This is a genomic window from Anabaena sp. EIM26, from assembly GCF_057568715.1.
Window position 1 is genome coordinate 5,539,358 of the sequence record NZ_CM172472.1, and the last position, 16,842, is coordinate 5,556,199.

Annotated in this window: 16 protein-coding genes; 12 read left to right on the top strand and 4 right to left on the bottom strand. The window is 35.5% G+C overall.

The features are described 5' to 3' along the window. Positions 1 to 227 precede the first annotated feature (227 nt). The 4 genes from AC012T_RS24000 to petP form a co-directional block, all read right to left on the bottom strand. Complete coding sequence (locus AC012T_RS24000; protein WP_487066736.1) at positions 228 to 497, bottom strand: hypothetical protein; 270 nt, start codon at positions 495 to 497, stop codon at positions 228 to 230. Positions 498 to 582: 85 nt separating this feature from the next. Next, positions 583 to 1,617: a chlorophyll synthase ChlG gene (gene chlG / locus AC012T_RS24005; RefSeq protein ID WP_487061426.1), complete on the bottom strand. Its 1,035-nt coding sequence runs from the start codon at positions 1,615 to 1,617 to the stop codon at positions 583 to 585. Positions 1,618 to 1,714: 97 nt separating this feature from the next. Next, positions 1,715 to 2,815, bottom strand: coding sequence for a Get3/ArsA fold putative tail anchor-mediating ATPase NosAFP (locus AC012T_RS24010; protein ID WP_487061428.1), 1,101 nt, complete (start codon positions 2,813 to 2,815; stop codon positions 1,715 to 1,717). A gap of 87 nt (positions 2,816 to 2,902) precedes the next feature. Continuing rightward, on the bottom strand, positions 2,903 to 3,094 hold the full coding sequence (petP, locus tag AC012T_RS24015) for a cytochrome b6f subunit PetP (RefSeq protein ID WP_438891437.1): 192 nt from the start codon (positions 3,092 to 3,094) through the stop codon (positions 2,903 to 2,905). Positions 3,095 to 3,198: 104 nt separating this feature from the next. Here petP and AC012T_RS24020 point away from each other — a divergent pair, with 104 nt between their 5' ends. From AC012T_RS24020 to AC012T_RS24075, 12 genes are all read left to right on the top strand, one after another. Then, on the top strand, positions 3,199 to 3,972 hold the full coding sequence (locus tag AC012T_RS24020) for a Uma2 family endonuclease (RefSeq protein ID WP_487061430.1): 774 nt from the start codon (positions 3,199 to 3,201) through the stop codon (positions 3,970 to 3,972). 6 nt (positions 3,973 to 3,978) lie between these two features. Next, entirely contained in the window at positions 3,979 to 4,713 is a 735-nt protein-coding gene (locus AC012T_RS24025; RefSeq protein WP_487061432.1) for a Uma2 family endonuclease, read from the top strand. 65 nt (positions 4,714 to 4,778) lie between these two features. After that, a complete protein-coding gene (locus AC012T_RS24030) occupies positions 4,779 to 5,585 on the top strand; it encodes an ABC transporter permease (protein ID WP_487061434.1) in 807 nt (268 codons plus the stop codon). After that, positions 5,586 to 6,329, top strand: a complete 744-nt coding sequence (locus AC012T_RS24035) for an ABC transporter ATP-binding protein (RefSeq protein ID WP_487061436.1) — start codon at positions 5,586 to 5,588, stop codon at positions 6,327 to 6,329. It begins immediately after the preceding gene. Between the two features lie 1,071 nt (positions 6,330 to 7,400). Then, the gene (locus AC012T_RS24040) at positions 7,401 to 9,260 is read left to right on the top strand and encodes a glycosyltransferase family 2 protein (protein WP_487061438.1); all 1,860 of its coding nucleotides are present in this window, start codon (positions 7,401 to 7,403) and stop codon (positions 9,258 to 9,260) included. A gap of 23 nt (positions 9,261 to 9,283) precedes the next feature. Continuing rightward, on the top strand, positions 9,284 to 10,393 hold the full coding sequence (gene glf / locus AC012T_RS24045; RefSeq protein WP_487061440.1) for a UDP-galactopyranose mutase: 1,110 nt from the start codon (positions 9,284 to 9,286) through the stop codon (positions 10,391 to 10,393). Between the two features lie 43 nt (positions 10,394 to 10,436). Continuing rightward, positions 10,437 to 11,342, top strand: coding sequence for a class I SAM-dependent methyltransferase (locus AC012T_RS24050; protein WP_487061442.1), 906 nt, complete (start codon positions 10,437 to 10,439; stop codon positions 11,340 to 11,342). A 3-nt stretch (positions 11,343 to 11,345) separates the two neighbouring features. After that, complete coding sequence (locus tag AC012T_RS24055) at positions 11,346 to 12,656, top strand: glycosyltransferase family 2 protein (RefSeq protein WP_487061444.1); 1,311 nt, start codon at positions 11,346 to 11,348, stop codon at positions 12,654 to 12,656. Positions 12,657 to 12,692: 36 nt separating this feature from the next. Continuing rightward, entirely contained in the window at positions 12,693 to 13,691 is a 999-nt protein-coding gene (locus AC012T_RS24060) for a glycosyltransferase family 2 protein (protein ID WP_487061446.1), read from the top strand. Positions 13,692 to 14,017: 326 nt separating this feature from the next. Next, a complete protein-coding gene (locus AC012T_RS24065) occupies positions 14,018 to 14,824 on the top strand; it encodes an ABC transporter permease (RefSeq protein ID WP_487061448.1) in 807 nt (268 codons plus the stop codon). Beyond that, complete coding sequence (locus tag AC012T_RS24070; RefSeq protein WP_487061450.1) at positions 14,825 to 15,580, top strand: ABC transporter ATP-binding protein; 756 nt, start codon at positions 14,825 to 14,827, stop codon at positions 15,578 to 15,580. Between the two features lie 17 nt (positions 15,581 to 15,597). After that, positions 15,598 to 16,821, top strand: a complete 1,224-nt coding sequence (locus tag AC012T_RS24075) for a class I SAM-dependent methyltransferase (protein ID WP_487061452.1) — start codon at positions 15,598 to 15,600, stop codon at positions 16,819 to 16,821. Positions 16,822 to 16,842: the final 21 nt, after the last annotated feature.

Consider the following 16,842-nt stretch of genomic DNA (forward strand, 5'->3'; position numbering starts at 1 on the left):
TGGCTCTTGCGTTGTTTTTATGGTGATTGAGGATTTATTATAACAAAACCCTTACGGGGCAAGGGTTATAAACAATTATGCCCATATTTTCAATTAAATGCCCACACAATAAGGCTTTCAATGGTTTTGAACCGGGTTTTCCATAAAAAGAACCAAAGAACCGAAATAATCTACAACAAAGAGAAATCTGGGATAAGTGATAATTACTTAGGGCTTGCTGTAAAGCCCTACTTAGATTGATAATCTTTACAACCAATTGCTTCCTCAGTATTCGCAATATATGGATTTACCGTACATTTGAGACGATAATTATTAGTAAAAAACTGGCAATTATGACAGGGAATTTGGTGCATTTTTTGAGCAGTTTTCACAGTATCTTTTGTTGCTGTCCATAAATTTAGAAACACCAAAATAATCATCGTCCAAGCAATTAAAAAGCAAATTGGAATCAATAATGGTTGTATCCCATGCATTAGGAAAAATATAAAATTTAACATAGCAAGTTCTAATACAAGTGAGGAGTTAGAAATTAATATAACTCCTAACTCCTCATTGATCACTTCTAGCTAAAGATATATTAAATTAAACGCCGGCATGACCTAAAGCAATACCTGTCACCAGCATTCCCAATACCAAAAAGGGTTGGGCGCTTGCTTGATATTTGACATCATTGGCTATGGGGTCACGGAGGAAATACATATCCTGGAAGGTGATTTGGGGAATGATTAATAACACCAAGATGGCAGCATACAAGTTCTCATCAATACTGACGAGATAGGCAGCAACTAAGCCTTGGAATAGGTCAATCATGACTACACAAATCAAGGCGGCCTTTTGTACACCAAACATGACTGGTAGTGATTGTAATCCTAATTGGCGATCGCCCTCAACACTCTTGAAGTCGTTGACAATAGCGATTCCTAAGCCAGCCAAGCTGTAAAATAGGGTCAGAACTACAATCCGCCAATTGAGTTCACCAAACAAAGCATGACCAGCCCACCAAGGTAAAGCAATGTAACTTGCACCCAAAGCATAATTCCCTAACCAGCCATTTTGCTTCAATTTCAATGGTGGTGCAGAATAGATGTAGGCAATAAATGTCCCAAAAATCGACAACAATAGGACATTAGGAACTGGATGACCTGCCCATAAATCTAAGGTGTAGGCTACCCCATATCCTAGTAAGAGTAAAACAATAATTTGGCTAATTACTTGCTTTTCTGAAATTGCCCCGGAAGGAATAGGGCGGTAAGGTTCATTAATAGCGTCAATTTCTCGGTCATAGTAGTCATTGATGGTTTGGGTATAACCTGTCAACAAAGGCCCAGATAGCAACATACAAAGTGCGGACTTCAAGACATTTTCTAGAGTCCAGGTGTAGTTACCAGAAGAAGCTGCACCGCAAACTACGCCCCAAATGAGGGGAATCCAGGTAATAGGCTTCATCAATTGCAAGCGGATTTTCCAAATGGAAGTTTCCCCCGGTGATGCACCTTTCATTCCCAGCAATTGCCGAGTTTTGGCATTCCGGGCTTCTGTGGTTGTCACTTCCTGACTGGTAGATTCTACAACCTCAGTAGGTTGAGGATTTGGGTTAATAGGTGTAGATTCGGACATAAGGTGTACTTAATCTATGGGGCATTGGTGATTGGTAATTGGTAATTGGTAATTGGAAAGACTTTATACCCATTACCCATTACCCATTACCCATTACCTAAAAAGAAATTATCAAATAATTATTCTGAAACTTAGCGCCAGTGATGGGTCTACCACTTAAGGCAGGGGGTAGAAAGATATTGCGCCGTTGATCTCCGGCTTCTACAGTGACTTCTGGCCCGTACTGGGTGAGTTTGACTTGCTTTTTGTCAAACCCAGGCAAAAATAAGCGTACTTGACGATTATGAACGTCGATTTCAATTGGTTTGGGAGCTTGTAATGCTTGCGCCACAAAGTTGGGTAAAGCATCTATCAAAGGTTGCCATTCACCGTTGGAGACATCAGGAACGATGCTCACAGGGAGGGGTGTAAATTCTGCTGATAGGTTGGTGTTTTCCTCCGCAGACACTAAAATAGCGCCACCAATAGTTAGACCAACTTGTTGAGCAGTCCCCCAAAGAAAGCGGGAATTTGCAATATCAATTGGGTCTGGGGTTGTCACCAAAAAGGCGGCGACGCGATGGGGATCTGCGATCGCATCTTTACCTTGTTCAAGAAAATTATTAACTTGGTTAGTGGGTTGGGCAAAGTTATCTGCCGTCCAGTTAACATTAAAAAAGCTGGTAATTAGCGGTTGAATCAAGGGTGATTCTGTAATTGTTTTGCCCAAGTCAGAATTGACAAACAATTGCCGAAATCGCCGGACATACCAACTCATGGATTCTGGCATTCCCAACATCCGCAAGGTGGAAGCATCGCCTGTGCCATCGTAGATAATCGCATCATATTTGCCACTGGCATCATATTCACGAATAGCATTGAGAGCCAAGGCGTTATCCATGCCCGGTAATACTACCAGTTCTTGACCATAAACCTCTTTAAAAATAGGCGTGCGGAGGTATTGCGCCTCAAGCTTTTTTGCTTCTTCCCAGTTACGTTCTAGCAGTACAGATGATTGAAACTGTACTGCTTGCAAGTTGGGAGCGATTTCCTGGGGGTCAGGAGTGAGAGAAGTATCTAAGAGAATTGGCAATGTTGGCTCTGCAAGTCCTGCTAGGAGTACCCGTTTGCCTTGGTTTGCCAATAACTTGGCTGCTGCGATCGCTATTTTGCTACGAGCGATGCCGCTTTTGCCTAAAAATGTCAGTATCAAGGCCATTACTTGATTTCCAATTACCGCCTGTCTTGTCAACTCCAACTTAGCACTGAACCAATACTCTCAGCCGAGGTGAACGGCTTTTTACCCCTATACTAGTTTGATTTCATCTTCAAAAAACCAAGTAGAGGAGTTGTCATCAAACTTGACTACTACGCCGATTCCCGCACCATCAGTGACTTTGTAGCCTTCGATGATGCCTATTTTTCCTAGTTTTTGAGCAATTACAGCAGATACGCGATCGCGCAACCGAAACACCTTTACCTTTTGTCCAATTTCCATGATCTAGTTACAATCCAATAAACCAAATCTCAGTGTAGCGGAATCTGTGACTCAGTTTTCATTGGTCATGGCTTAAAATTAAATCAGTAAGCAGGTATACTCGTATGTTTGTTACAGCCCAACAGCTAGAACAACAAATGCCCGATGCGACTCGTTTGTTAAGTGATGAGCCGGAAATGGACAGTTCTTTACATTATATGCAGTTACTATTGTTAGTAACTAGTTTAGAGTGGTTGTGGCGTAATCAAAACGATTTCTTTATTGGTGCTAATCTCACTATTTATTTTAGTCGTCAGCAATTAAAAAATCTAGAATTTAGAGGTCCAGATTTCTTTTTAGTCAAAGATACAGAAAAACGTCCCCGGACTTCTTGGGTTGTCTGGGAAGAAGATGGACGTTACCCAGATTTAATTATTGAATTATTGTCAGATAGTACCGCTAAAGTTGACCGCAACCTCAAAAAAACTCTCTATGAAAGTCGATTTCATACCCCAGAATATTTTTGGTTTAGTCCCGAAACTTTAGAATTTATGGGTTTTAAACTGGTAGGAAAACAATATCAGGAAATTACCCCCAATGAGCAGAAATGGCTTTGGAGTGAAGTCCTAAATTTATATTTAGGTGTAGAAAATGCTAAACTTCGCTATTTTACATCTGAAGGTAAGTTAGTACCAACACCAGAAGAAGCCGCTACAAAAATACAACAAGAAGCTCAAGCAGCACAAAATCAAGCTCTGGAAGCTGAACATCAGTTAGCAAGTGAAAGAGAGAAAGTACAAATTTTGGCAGAAAAATTGCGATTCCTTCGGAGCGCTGAGTGCAAAGCACACGCTTCGCGAACGCTATCGCTCGGAATAGATCCTGACAGTTTGAGGTAAAAAAATATGTATCAAAATAACCCACCTTTGTCACCAAAAGAAACCATGCCGACAATGTATGATTTACCTAGTGAGTTAATAGGGGAATCAGGATTGCCGGACGAATTTCATTGTATACAAGCAGATTTACTGAGTGAAACTTGCCAATCCGCAAATTATACACCAGCAGAAATGTTACTTGCCAGTGATTTAAACCTTTATTATGACCCTCGTCATCCTGGTTGGTATAAGCGTCCTGATTGGTATATGGTGTTAGGAGTTACTAATTCTAACCAGCAGGAAAATTTACGTTTAAGTTATGTAGTCTGGCAAGAAGGTATTGCTCCATACTTAGTAGTTGAATTACTATCACCAGGAACAGAACAAGAAGACTTAGGACAAACTTTGAGGGAAGTCAACAAACCCCCAACTAAGTGGGAAGTATATGAACACATTCTGCGTGTTCCCTACTATGTTGTCTATGACCGCTATGAAAATAATTTCCGTGTCTTTAAAATTAATGGCACTCGTTATGAATCCGTATTGTTGCCAGAAAACCGTTTTTGGTTAGAAGAAATAGAAATGGGTTTAGGTTTATGGCAGGGAAGTTATCAAAATACAGAGGGTTTATGGCTGCGTTGGTATAATGCTGATGGTTGGTTGCCAACTTTGGCAGAAAAGGCTGACAGTGAGCGTCAGCGGGCTAATAAACTAGCAGAAAAATTGCGATCGCTTGGAATAAATCCTGACAGTTTGGCTTAAATTAATGCTGACAACCATATAAAATACGCGAATAACTTGGCTGTGGTGTGCAATGGTACTTGTGGATGACCCTATCTATCAAAGACAATTTCACTAAGTTGCAAGTAGAGCGTTATTGGGAACTGCTGCAAGTTTTGGTAGCGCGGACTCTCAAAGTGCGTTATCGGGGTTCCTTCCTGGGTGTTTATTGGTCGCTGTTGAACCCATTAATAATGACAGGGTTATACACCGCAATCTTCGGAACCACCTTCTCATCCTATTATGGCAACTCAATCCTGAATTACGTATTAGCAGCATTCACAGGGCTGGTAGTCATCAATTTTTTCTCAGCTTCCACATCTCAAGCTTTGACAAGTGTCGTAGGTAATGGCGCATTATTGAACAAAATTCGTCTACCAGTTAGCGTTTTTCCTGTATCAATGATTACGGCAAACGTGTTTCAGTTTTCAGTAGGAGCATTTCCATTGCTGTCAGTGATGACTTTAATCAATTCCAAAAGTCTAGTTAATGTCCTGGCCTTGGTATTTCCATTTTTGGCATTAGTATTAGTTTCCACAGGAATTGGATTTTTAGTCAGTGCCTTGTATGTATTTTTTAGGGATTTACCTTACTTTTATGAGTTAGTCACCTTTGTGATGTGGATTAGTAGCCCCATATTTTATCCAGCAGCGATCGTACCAAAGCAGGTACAGCCCTTTTTGGGCTTAAATCCCCTATCACCAATAATTGAAAGTCTGCGTCAAATTACATTATCAGGATCTCCACCAGATTTAGATTTAATTTGGGGCGCTTTACTGAGTGGCATCATTATTTTGTCCCTGGGATGGACTTGTTTTCATGTTTGGCGACATCAGTTTATGGATTTACTGTAAATGGAAGTAATCCGCCTAGATAATATTTCGCTGTGGCGACGGACACAAGAAGAGTTTTCTTATGACCTCAAAAAAACCGTGCTTTCTATTGTAGAAGGTAAATATCGCCAACCCGCAAAAAAACTAGTACTAGATCGCGTTGCATTAGCTGTTGACAAAGGTGAAAAAATAGGTATTATTGGTGCCAATGGATCTGGTAAATCCACACTTTTAAAAATTATTTGTGGGATATTACAACCAAGCATCGGCACAGTACGCGTCAAGGGTAAAATTGCTCCTTTAATTGAACTAGGCGCAGGCTTTGATCCAGAAATTTCTGTAATAGACAATATCCTGCTTTATGGTGTACTACTGGGTTTTTCCAGGATAGAAATGCGATCAAGAGTGCATTCAATTTTAGAGTTTGCAGAATTACAGGATTATGCGTTAGTTCCAGTCAAAAGTTTATCTTCCGGCATGGTAGCACGGTTGGGTTTTGCGATCGCTACAGACGTACAACCTGATATTTTGATTCTGGATGAAGTTTTATCAGTAGGTGATGAGAGTTTCAAGAATAAATGCAAACAACGAATTGATAAATTTTGGAATGCAGAAGCAACAGTTTTGGTAGTATCCCATGATTTGGGTTTTATGAAACAGTCTTGCAAACAAATAATTTGGTTAGAGAAGGGAAAAATCAATTTCATAGGAACAGCAGAGCGTGCAGTACAATCTTATCTTGCAGGTCAAGTTATCCCAGAATAAATACAAGTCGAGATAAAATAGTCCGTATATTTAGATTTGTAAAGTTTTGTTTCTAGATTCAATATCTATGCTGACACAGTATAAATCCTAAAGGATTTATAACTATAAGATGTAACGAGAATAGGAGGAATTGATACAAGTTCCTTAATAAACTCCTACCTCTTTTATATCCCTTTAGTTGTATTAATAGAACTTACACACTCAGCAGATCCTCAAACCCTCTGAAAAACCAGGCTTTAGGCATATCCCAGCTTGTTAAATCAATAAAAATTATCTCGATTTTCAGGGTTAGTATGTAAGAGGTTGTTTGAAAAGTCTCCTTCCATGTCATGCTGAGGAACGTAGCATCTCAGTATGTGGGCTAAATTCCAGATTCTTCGTTGCGTAAGACTCCACTCAGAATGACAAATTATATGTTCCTAAACTTTTCAAACATGCTCTAAGTCCTACGTAAATAAAAAACTTCATCCCAATTCGAGTTTCAGGTGCTACTGGGAAGAATTTCAATACGGTTTTAGAAGCTTTCTTTTAAGCTGAAAATGTGCTGTATCCTCAAAGCATTTTGAAGACATAGTAGGCATTTTACACCCACAGAACATCAAAGTTAATGCAGTTTAGTTTCTCCACCATGAACTCATTTTTTAGCATCGCTACTCAGTAACATGACATCATTAGAAGGAAAGCCAATGTATAAGATTACATTTAGAAGCACCAAAAAATTAAGAATCAAATAAAACATCAGATTCATTAATTTTTACTGTTAACTATTAAGCCAGTATATCTAGACATAAATAAAAAGTTATTTAGGTATAAAAAATGCCATAAAACATTAAATTGAAATTTGATATTTGAGGAAATTGGCTGCTTTATCAAAACAAAGAAAGCTAAATCATACATCTATAATGACTGAAATTATAATCTGTCTTATAGCATCAAAAGGTACTATTACTACAGAATAATTAGTTATGAATTAAGTGTTTATTCTGTTGGCAATTTAACTGATGGTTTGGCATAACAGTTACTGAAGAACAGTTTAAGACAAAATAAAATAAAAATTGAGTAAAACAAACTATGGTTAACCAACTAGAATTATCACCCATTTTTCAAATCAATCAAAAAGAGAGATCGACTCATATTCAAAATATTATTTTTCCTAAAACTGATATTTGCACTGTTGAAGAACTATTTTTTAGAAATAATTTTCAAGTTTTATTTAACTATGAAAATAATATATTAGAGCTAGAGAAAAGCGGAATAGTTAGCTTTGATACCTATTTTAATGCTTTTTCTGTAGATACCTGGAAAGAATATACCAAAGTTAGAAGTATAGAAGTTACTCTCAAATTAAAAGGATCATTCAAAATTAATATTTACAATATAGATAAATTAGATGAGACTAAAACCTTATTATCACAAAAAATCATTAATAACAAAAAACTCGAAGAAATAACAGTTTTAGATAACTTCGATATATCTGCATATACAGGAATGATCTACCTGGAAATCGAAGCATTAGAAAATATGTGCCAAATTAGTGCAGGGTATTTTTCTACTGTTACAGAATCAGATCCAAACATCAAACTAGCAGTTGTTATATGTACGTATAAAAGAGAAAGCTATGTTTATAAAAACATGGAATTATTAAAAAGATATTTGTTAGAACAAAATGGAGGTGAAGATAAATTAGAAGTATTTATTATTGATAATGGTAATACTTTAAAGCAATTTGATAACCATATAATTCATTTAATACCTAATAAAAATGCAGGAGGAAGTGGCGGTTTTGCTAGAGGAATGATGGAAGTTCTACAGCAGAAAAATGAATTCTCACATATTATTCTGATGGATGATGATATTCTCTTTGAGCCAGCAATATTGGAGAGAATCTGGAATTTCTTAAGCGTAGCTAATCAGAAAGATATCTGCCTTGGTAGCAGTATGTTGAGATTAGATAAAAAATACATACAACATGAAAGAGGAGCTTATTGGAATAGAGATAAAGGTTTTGTCGCTGTCAAACCTAATATAGATTTGAGAAAACTAACAGCTACTTTATTCAATGAAATAGATGAACATATTGATTACAGCGCTTGGTGGTTGTTTTGCTTTCCAGTCAATGCCATCAAAGATCATGGCTTACCATATCCTTTCTTTATTAGAATGGACGATGTAGAATTTTGCAAAAGAATAAAGCATAAAATTATAATCTTAAATGGTATATGTGTTTGGCATGAACCATTTGAAAATAAAAAAAGCCCGTTAATTGAATACTACTATTTCAGAAATAGTATGATTTTCAATTGCCTGTATTTTCATGAGAATTTTAGTAATCTTAAAGCTATTAAATGGTTTTTAAAACCCTTATTAAAAGAACTATTTTGTTATAGATATGAAACCGCCGAGAGCATTCTCAAAGCAATAATTGATTTTCTGCAAGGTCCTGATGCTCTAGTTGCTAATAAACCAGAAGACAAACACAAACAAGTTTCTAAAGTTACGGAAAAAACAGCTAAAAATTCAGAATTACCATTCATATATAGCAAATATATAACCAGTTTAGAAAAAAGTGAAAACAAGTTACATAGGCTTCTCAGACTCATAACTCTTAATGGTCATCTTTTACCAAATGGATTTTTCTTTAAAGATGATACATTTACCGATAAGGGATATAGTATTGTTCCAGCTTGGAATGGTAGACCTCTCAACGTTTTTCGATCCAAAAAAGTTTTATATTACAACTTGCAAACTCAAGAAGGATTTATAGTCAAATTTTCCAGAATCAGATTTTTTAAAGTTTTGATACATGGATTTTGGTTAGCCTTGATAATGTTAATAAAATTACCAGAATTAAAAAAGCTATATATCACTTCATTACCTGATCTGACTAGTCAATCTTTCTGGGAAAAGTATCTAGAAATAGAACCCAAATAATTATAATAAGCATAATAAAAAATATGTACAATACAATGTTTGATTTTCTCATTGTTGGAGCAGGATTTGCAGGTTGTACCCTAGCAAATTGTATAGCTACGCACCTAGATCGCAAAGTTTTAGTTATTGATACCCGCAATCATATTGGTGGTAATGCTTTCGACTTTTATGACAATGCTGGGGTATTGGTTCATAAATATGGAGCGCACATTTTCCATACTAATAGTAAAAAAATTATTGATTACCTTTCACCGTTTACTCAATGGCGAGTTTATCAGCATGAAGTTTTAGCTAAAGTAGATGGTGATTTATACCCAATTCCCATCAACCTAAATACTATTAACAAACTGTATGGACTAAATCTTAATAGCCAACAAATTCAAGATTTTTATGAGCAAGTTAAAGAAAGATATGACAGAATTGAAAACTCAGAACAAGCCGTAATTGGTAAAGTAGGAACTGATTTATACGAGAAATTCTTTAAAAACTACACTTACAAACAGTGGAACCTGTGGCCGCATGAGCTAGATGCTTCAGTTTGCGCTCGTATTCCCGTGAGAACTAATAAAGATAATCGCTATTTTGGTGATAAATATCAACTTATGCCGCTACATGGTTATACGAAAATGTTTGAAAAAATGTTGGCACATCCCAACATTAAAGTTATGCTCAATACCAGCTTTCAAGAAGTAGAAAAATGGCTAAAATTTGACCATTTAATTTATACTGGACCCATCGATCAATTTTTTGATTATAAATTTGGTAAACTTCCATATCGCTCATTGCGCTTTGAGTTTGAAACTCATGATATTGAATATTTTCAACCAGTTGCTGTTGTCAATTATCCCAACGATTATGATTTTACACGGGTAGTTGAATCTAAACATCTGACTGGACAAAAACATCCTAAAACTACTATTTACTACGAATACCCACAAGCGGAAGGAGATCCTTATTACCCCGTTCCGCGTCCAGAAAATCGTGAGTTATTTCAGCAGTACAAAAGTGAAGCAGATAAGCTGGAAACAGTAACATTTGTAGGTAGATTGGCACAATACCAATATTACAACATGGATCAGGTTATTGCTGCCGCTCTCGCGGTATTTGAAAATAGGATTAGTCAAATTTATTAGTTTACCAACAATCATTAGAAGCAGTTATCAGAGGAGAAATACTTTGTTTTATACCTCATTTACACAAATAGTACCAAAATCTCTTCGTGCTTTTCTACGTGATCGAGATACAGCTTTTCAAAAATTAATCATTTCTTATGAGAATTTAAAGCTAGAACATGAAAATTTAAAACTTTTTTATCAAAACTTTGAGCCAACAAATCAAAAATTATCTTCTGAAAAGAAAGTCGAAAATATTCCAGATATGATGAATAAAAAAGCACTGGAATATGATGTATTAAAGGGTAGAATTGTCATTGAATCAATTTTGTCTTCTTCAAAAGAAGAATTAAAAAATAGGGAGTTTTTGTTAGAAAAAATTAAAGATTATGGCTGTCCTTATCAGGGGTGGAGCCTTTATTCTCCTTATCAACAATATGTCAATGCTTCTGATTATGGGTCAATCCAAATTCCTACAGAACTAGTGGATTTTTTAATTTATTGTATTCATCAAAAACCACTATCATTTCTAGAAATTGGAGTGATGTACGGAGGATTTTCTGCGCTATGTTGTGCTGTTTTATCTAAATTTAACAACGATTTTAAGTATACCTGTGTTGACATAGAAGATAACTTTAGAGATTGGGAATATTTTTCATCTATTTTGCCGCTGCAAAAAGCTATTCCTGCTACATCTGCTGATTTTTTAGGTTCAGAATTTGATGTTGTTTATATTGATGCTGATCATTCATATCATGGGATGAAACGAGATTTTTTAAATGTAGGACGTTATGGAAAAGTTTGCGCCTTCCATGATATTAATGCAGCTGAATATGACCACTTAGATGGTGGTACTAGAAGATGTTGGAATGAACTCAAATTATCATACTGTCAGTCAGCTTCAATTTTGGAAATTAGTCATATTGCAGAAGAATGGATGGGTATTGGTATTATTGATTTTAATAAATGATTTATGAAAATTGCCAAAGTCGCAGCTATAATTGTCACGTGGAATAAAATTAAAGATATATGTTCACTAATTGAAGATACTAACAAGCTAGATTTGTATGGGATATATCTAGATATTTTTGTTGTTGATAATGCTTCAAGTGATGGTACACAAGCTTATATTCAAGAACATTATCCCCAAGTTAAAGTTCTCCAAACAGGTGCAAATATAGGTGGTTCTGGTGGCTTTTCTTATGGAATGAAATTTTTAAAACAACTTAATTATGACTACATTTGGTTACTGGATAATGATGTACGTTTAGATAATCAATCTTTGTTTCCTTTAGTAGAAACTTTGCAAAAATATTCTGAAGTAGGCTTGGTAGGTTCTCAAATTAGAAAATCAGAACAGCCAGAAATTATTCAAGAAATAGGAGGCTATCTCCATCACAAAAAAGCACATTTGAAAACATATTTAGGTAACTCTCCTATCAAATCTACAGAAGAAATATTAGCAGATAAATCTTATCTACAAGTAGATATTTGTGCTGCGGCATCATTATTATTTAGACGTGAAATAATTCATCAAATTGGAGTATTTGAAAACTATTTTCTGCACTTTGATGATGTTGAATGGTGTTTAAGAGCAAAACAAGCTGGTTGGGTTGTTGCCGCTCATCCTGCATCTATTGTCTGGCATTGTTCCCCGGATTTTAAACATCGTCCTTGGGTTAGTTATTATGATGAACGGAATTTGTGCTATTGTTGGCAAAAATATCACCCAAAACTTTTATTAAAACGTCTGCGATTACTTTTACCAAAGTTAATTTATTATTCATTTACTGGACGTTTTTTTTGGGTAGAAATGTATTTATTAGGATTGGAAGATTTTCTCAAAGGAGTTAAAGGTAAAATAGTAGATAAGCTTCCATATCGAGAATATACTCTACCTGAAATTATTACTGATAACTTGAAAGTTGTAGTTTCATCTACGATTTATTACAACAATTCTCAAGTTAATACTTGGCAGGAATTAGAACTAAATAAAAAAATTACTCTTTGGCATCCACCCAAAAACTCATTACATCAGATTTATATCTGGATCATATCTTATTTTTTTAAGCCTGTAGATTTGGCAATAGTTAGCTGCTATCAACCGGAACTGTTTTACTTAAATTTAGCGAAAAAAGTCTATTTTTTCACTGATGCAGGTTACATACAAGTAAATATAAGTTTCATGAATGTACTACTCAACATTTTCCAAGTATGTTATCGGATGATGAAAATATATTGGCAGATGAGCATTTTAATAAATAAATCAGCAGGTGTAATATAATCTCTTTTGTTAACAATATTATTAATGGTTCCTATTATGTCAAACACAAATCTATTGATATCTATAGTTATTTGTACAGCAGATAGATCGGCTTCTCTACAAAAAACTGTTCAATCTTTAAACCACCTTAATTATAACCCTTTTGAAGTCATTATTGTAGATTCTTCAGCCAATGATAATACATTGGAAATGCTTAATTTTATCAAACAAGACTTAAATTTCAGCATTGAAATATTTATATCAAGCTATAAAAATCTTAGTATTTCTAGAAATATAGGTATACAAAAATCATCGGGTAAAATAATTGCCTTTATAGATGATGATGCAATTCCGCCCACTGACTGGTTAGATAAATTAATATCAACATATTCTTTATATGGATATAAATGTGCTGGCGTTGGTGGCACTGTACGAGATATGACAACTCCGGGATATCCTTTACAATATCATCAAGGTATTACGAATTGTATTAGTAATACAATTGCAATTCGTCCTGGCGATGCTATTAACTATAACCAAGAACAGGGTTTTTGGTACAATGGTTTGATGGGAACAAATTCATCTTACCGTAAAGAATTTCTGGAAGAGATTAATGGCTATGATGAATTTTTTGAATATTTTTTAGATGAAACAGATATATGTCTGCGCTTAATTCAAGCAGGTTATGAAATTCACTATTGTGATACTGTAGTGGATCACTATCCTCAACCTAGTCATAATCGTTATGATCAAAAGCATCTTACTTGTTGGTATTCTCTAGCTAAAAATACCACTTACTTTGCTTTAAAACACGCTTATAAAAAACTTCCTTTGGGAATTTTGCTCATACGTCTGGTTCTGCTTCTGATTTACCGATGTTTACTGAGGATCATTCGGCTTAAATTTACTCATAGCCTTGACAATCAAATTTTATGGCAATATGTCCAAGAAGCTATGAAGGGTGTTTATGCTGGTTGGAGCGCTGGCATGGTTTGGCATCAAAGTAATCATCAAAATATTAGTAGAGTAACTAGCTCTAGTCATAAAGCTGATTGAGGCAAAACGAGAGTTAGCAGCAGAAAGGGAGAAAGCTGAAAAACTGCGAGATGTCTTTTACATTCTCAATAAAAGCAGGATGGGAAATGCCCATACTATGAAATAATAAGCTTTCTCAACCTTTATTTTGGCAGCTTCTCTAGTTTATGTTCGTCAAAAGTGTCGTAGAGGCTACGCTAACAAGATGCTATAAAGTAAGCACAGTAATGCCTACAGGGATTTAAATTCACCGCAGGAGTCGAGCCTGATAGTTCAGGTTAAATTAATACTGAAAATAGTATAAAATGCCGTAATAACTTGGCTATGGCCTGTGGTGGTGCTTAAGGATGACCATTTCTATCAGAGACAATTTAACTGGGTTACAAGTGCAGCGTTACTGGGAACTACTGCACGTCTTGGTAGTGCGTACTCTCAAGGTACGTTATCGGGGATCATTCCTGGGGGTTTATTGGTCGTTGTTGAACCCACTAATTATGACAGGGCTGTACACTGCAATTTTTGGAGCTACTTTCGCATCTTATTATGGTAACTCGATCCTGAATTACGTATTAGCAGCATTTACAGGGCTGGTAGTCATCAATTTTTTCTCAGCTTCCACATCTCAAGCTTTGACAAGTGTCGTAGGTAATGGCGCATTATTGAACAAAATTCGTCTACCAGTTAGCGTTTTTCCTGTGTCAATGATTGCAGCCAACGTATTTCAGTTTTCAGTGGGAGCATTGCCGTTACTGGCGATTATGACTTTGATTAATTCCAAAAGTCTAGTCAATGTCCTCGCGTTGGTATTTCCATTTATAGCTCTAATCTTAGTTTCCACAGGAATTGGATTTTTAGTAAGTGCTTTGTACGTATTTTTTAGAGATTTTCCTTATTTTTATGAGTTAGTGGTATTTGTAATTTGGCTAAGTAGTCCTGTATTTTATCCAGCAGATATTGTACCAAAGCAGGTACAGCCCTTTTTAGGTTTAAACCCCTTATCACCAATTATTGAAAGTCTGCGTCAAATTACATTATCGGGTTCTTCGCCAGATTTAGGTTTAATTTGGGGCGCTTTACTGAGTGGCATCATTATTTTGTCCCTGGGATGGACTTGTTTTCATGTTTGGCGACATCAGTTTATGGATTTACTGTAAATGGAAGTAATTCGCCTGGATAATGTTTCGCTGTGGCGACGGACGCAAGAAGAGTTTTCTTATGATTTGAAGAAAACATTGCTGTCTATTTTAGAAGGTAAATATCGCCAACCTGCAAAGAAATTAGTACTAGATAATGTTGATCTAGTAGTTGACAAAGGTGAGAAAATTGGGATAATAGGTGCGAATGGATCTGGTAAATCCACGCTTTTAAAGATAATTTCTGGAATTTTACAACCTACTGCTGGAACTGTAAGAGTACGTGGTCAAGTAGCACCTTTAATTGAATTAGGCGCAGGTTTCGATGCAGAAATATCTGTGATGGACAACATTCTACTTTATGGTGTACTACTAGGATTTTCTAGGTCTGAAATGAAAAAAAGAGCGCAGTCTATTTTGGAATTTGCCGAATTGGAGGATTATGCTTTAGTTCCAGTAAAGGGTTTATCTTCAGGTATGGTGGCACGGTTAGGGTTTTCAATTGCTACGGATGTACAGCCTGATATCTTGATTTTGGATGAAGTATTGTCAGTGGGAGATGAGAATTTTAAAAATAAATGTAAAGAGAGGATAGATCAGTTTTGGGATGGAGAAACGACGGTTTTAGTTGTTTCTCATGATTTACAGTTTATTAGTACATCGTGCAAAAAAGCAATTTATTTAAATCAAGGAAATATTAAATTTCAAGGCGAATCACAAGAAGTAGTGAAGTATTATTTAGAAAGTGTTAAACAAACCGAAATAGTTACTAATTAGTGAATGTGAGAAATAAAATGGATTCCGAAAAAATACTAGAACGGATGAAAGATATATATCAACAATCTGTCAGCATTGAAAATCATGGACAAAATATGCAAACAGACTTACAATCTCAATCATCTAGTGACAGTAATCAATTTATACATAATAGAAACAGTCACTTTATAGAAATAGATGGTAATTGCTTATTATTTTTTAACGATATATACACCAGTAAGTTTAGCAAATTTATCAAGAACATACTGAAGAAAGTAGCATGGCCCATTTTAAAAAGACAGATTTATTTCAATTCTGCCATCAGACAGCTTTTATATAATCTAGTACAAAAAAGCTATGAAGATTCAGTGAAAGCTAGAGAGGTAAATGAAAAAATTACTCAACTTGAACAGAAAATAGAAAAGCTATTTACTGAAATACAATATGAAGATTCAGTAAAAGCTAGAGAGGTAAATGAAAAAATTACTCAACTTGAACAAAGAATAGAAAAGCTATCTACTGAAATACAAACTGATAATAGTAACACAAATAGCTTTGTGGCTTCTGAAACAGCGAAGATGAGAAGTGGCTTATGGTTTAATGAACCGATAATTATTGGCTATAGCGGTGATGGTGAAGCTTATTGGGCTGTAACTAATGAAAGAATTGTAGAAAGAACATTTGTGATACATTCCCTTGCTCATTTTTGTAATTCTAAGAAAATAGAAATTCTAGATGTAGGAGCAGCCGAAAGTCTTTTATCATATGAATTGGCAAGTTTTAATTACTCAGTTACAGCAATAGATATTCGTCCTATAGCTTTATCTCATCCTAATTTAAAATTTGTTAAAAGTGATATTTGTCAGGCTGTATTCTCACCAGCTAGCTTCGATTGTGTAATTGCTTTATCTACTCTTGAACATCTCGGTTTGGGATGGTATGGGGATGAAAAAGTAAATAGTTATGATCTTGAAGCTGTTAAACAAATCAATTTACTTTTAAAGCCAGAAGGCATATTTATACTCACAGTTCCCTATGGGAGAAAAGCTGTAACACCAGTACATCGAATTTACGATCAAGAATCACTCCAAAAATTAACTCAAGATTTTACAGTGATGCAAATATCCTATGGAATACGCAAGGATAGCTGCACATGGACTATCACTGAAAATGAGTTAGAAGCCTCAATCCAAGAACATAACCCCGATAACTACCTTCCTGGTGCAGTAGCTATGTTGGTATGTAAAAAAATCTTACTTTAAAAAAATAAATTTGAAAAATTG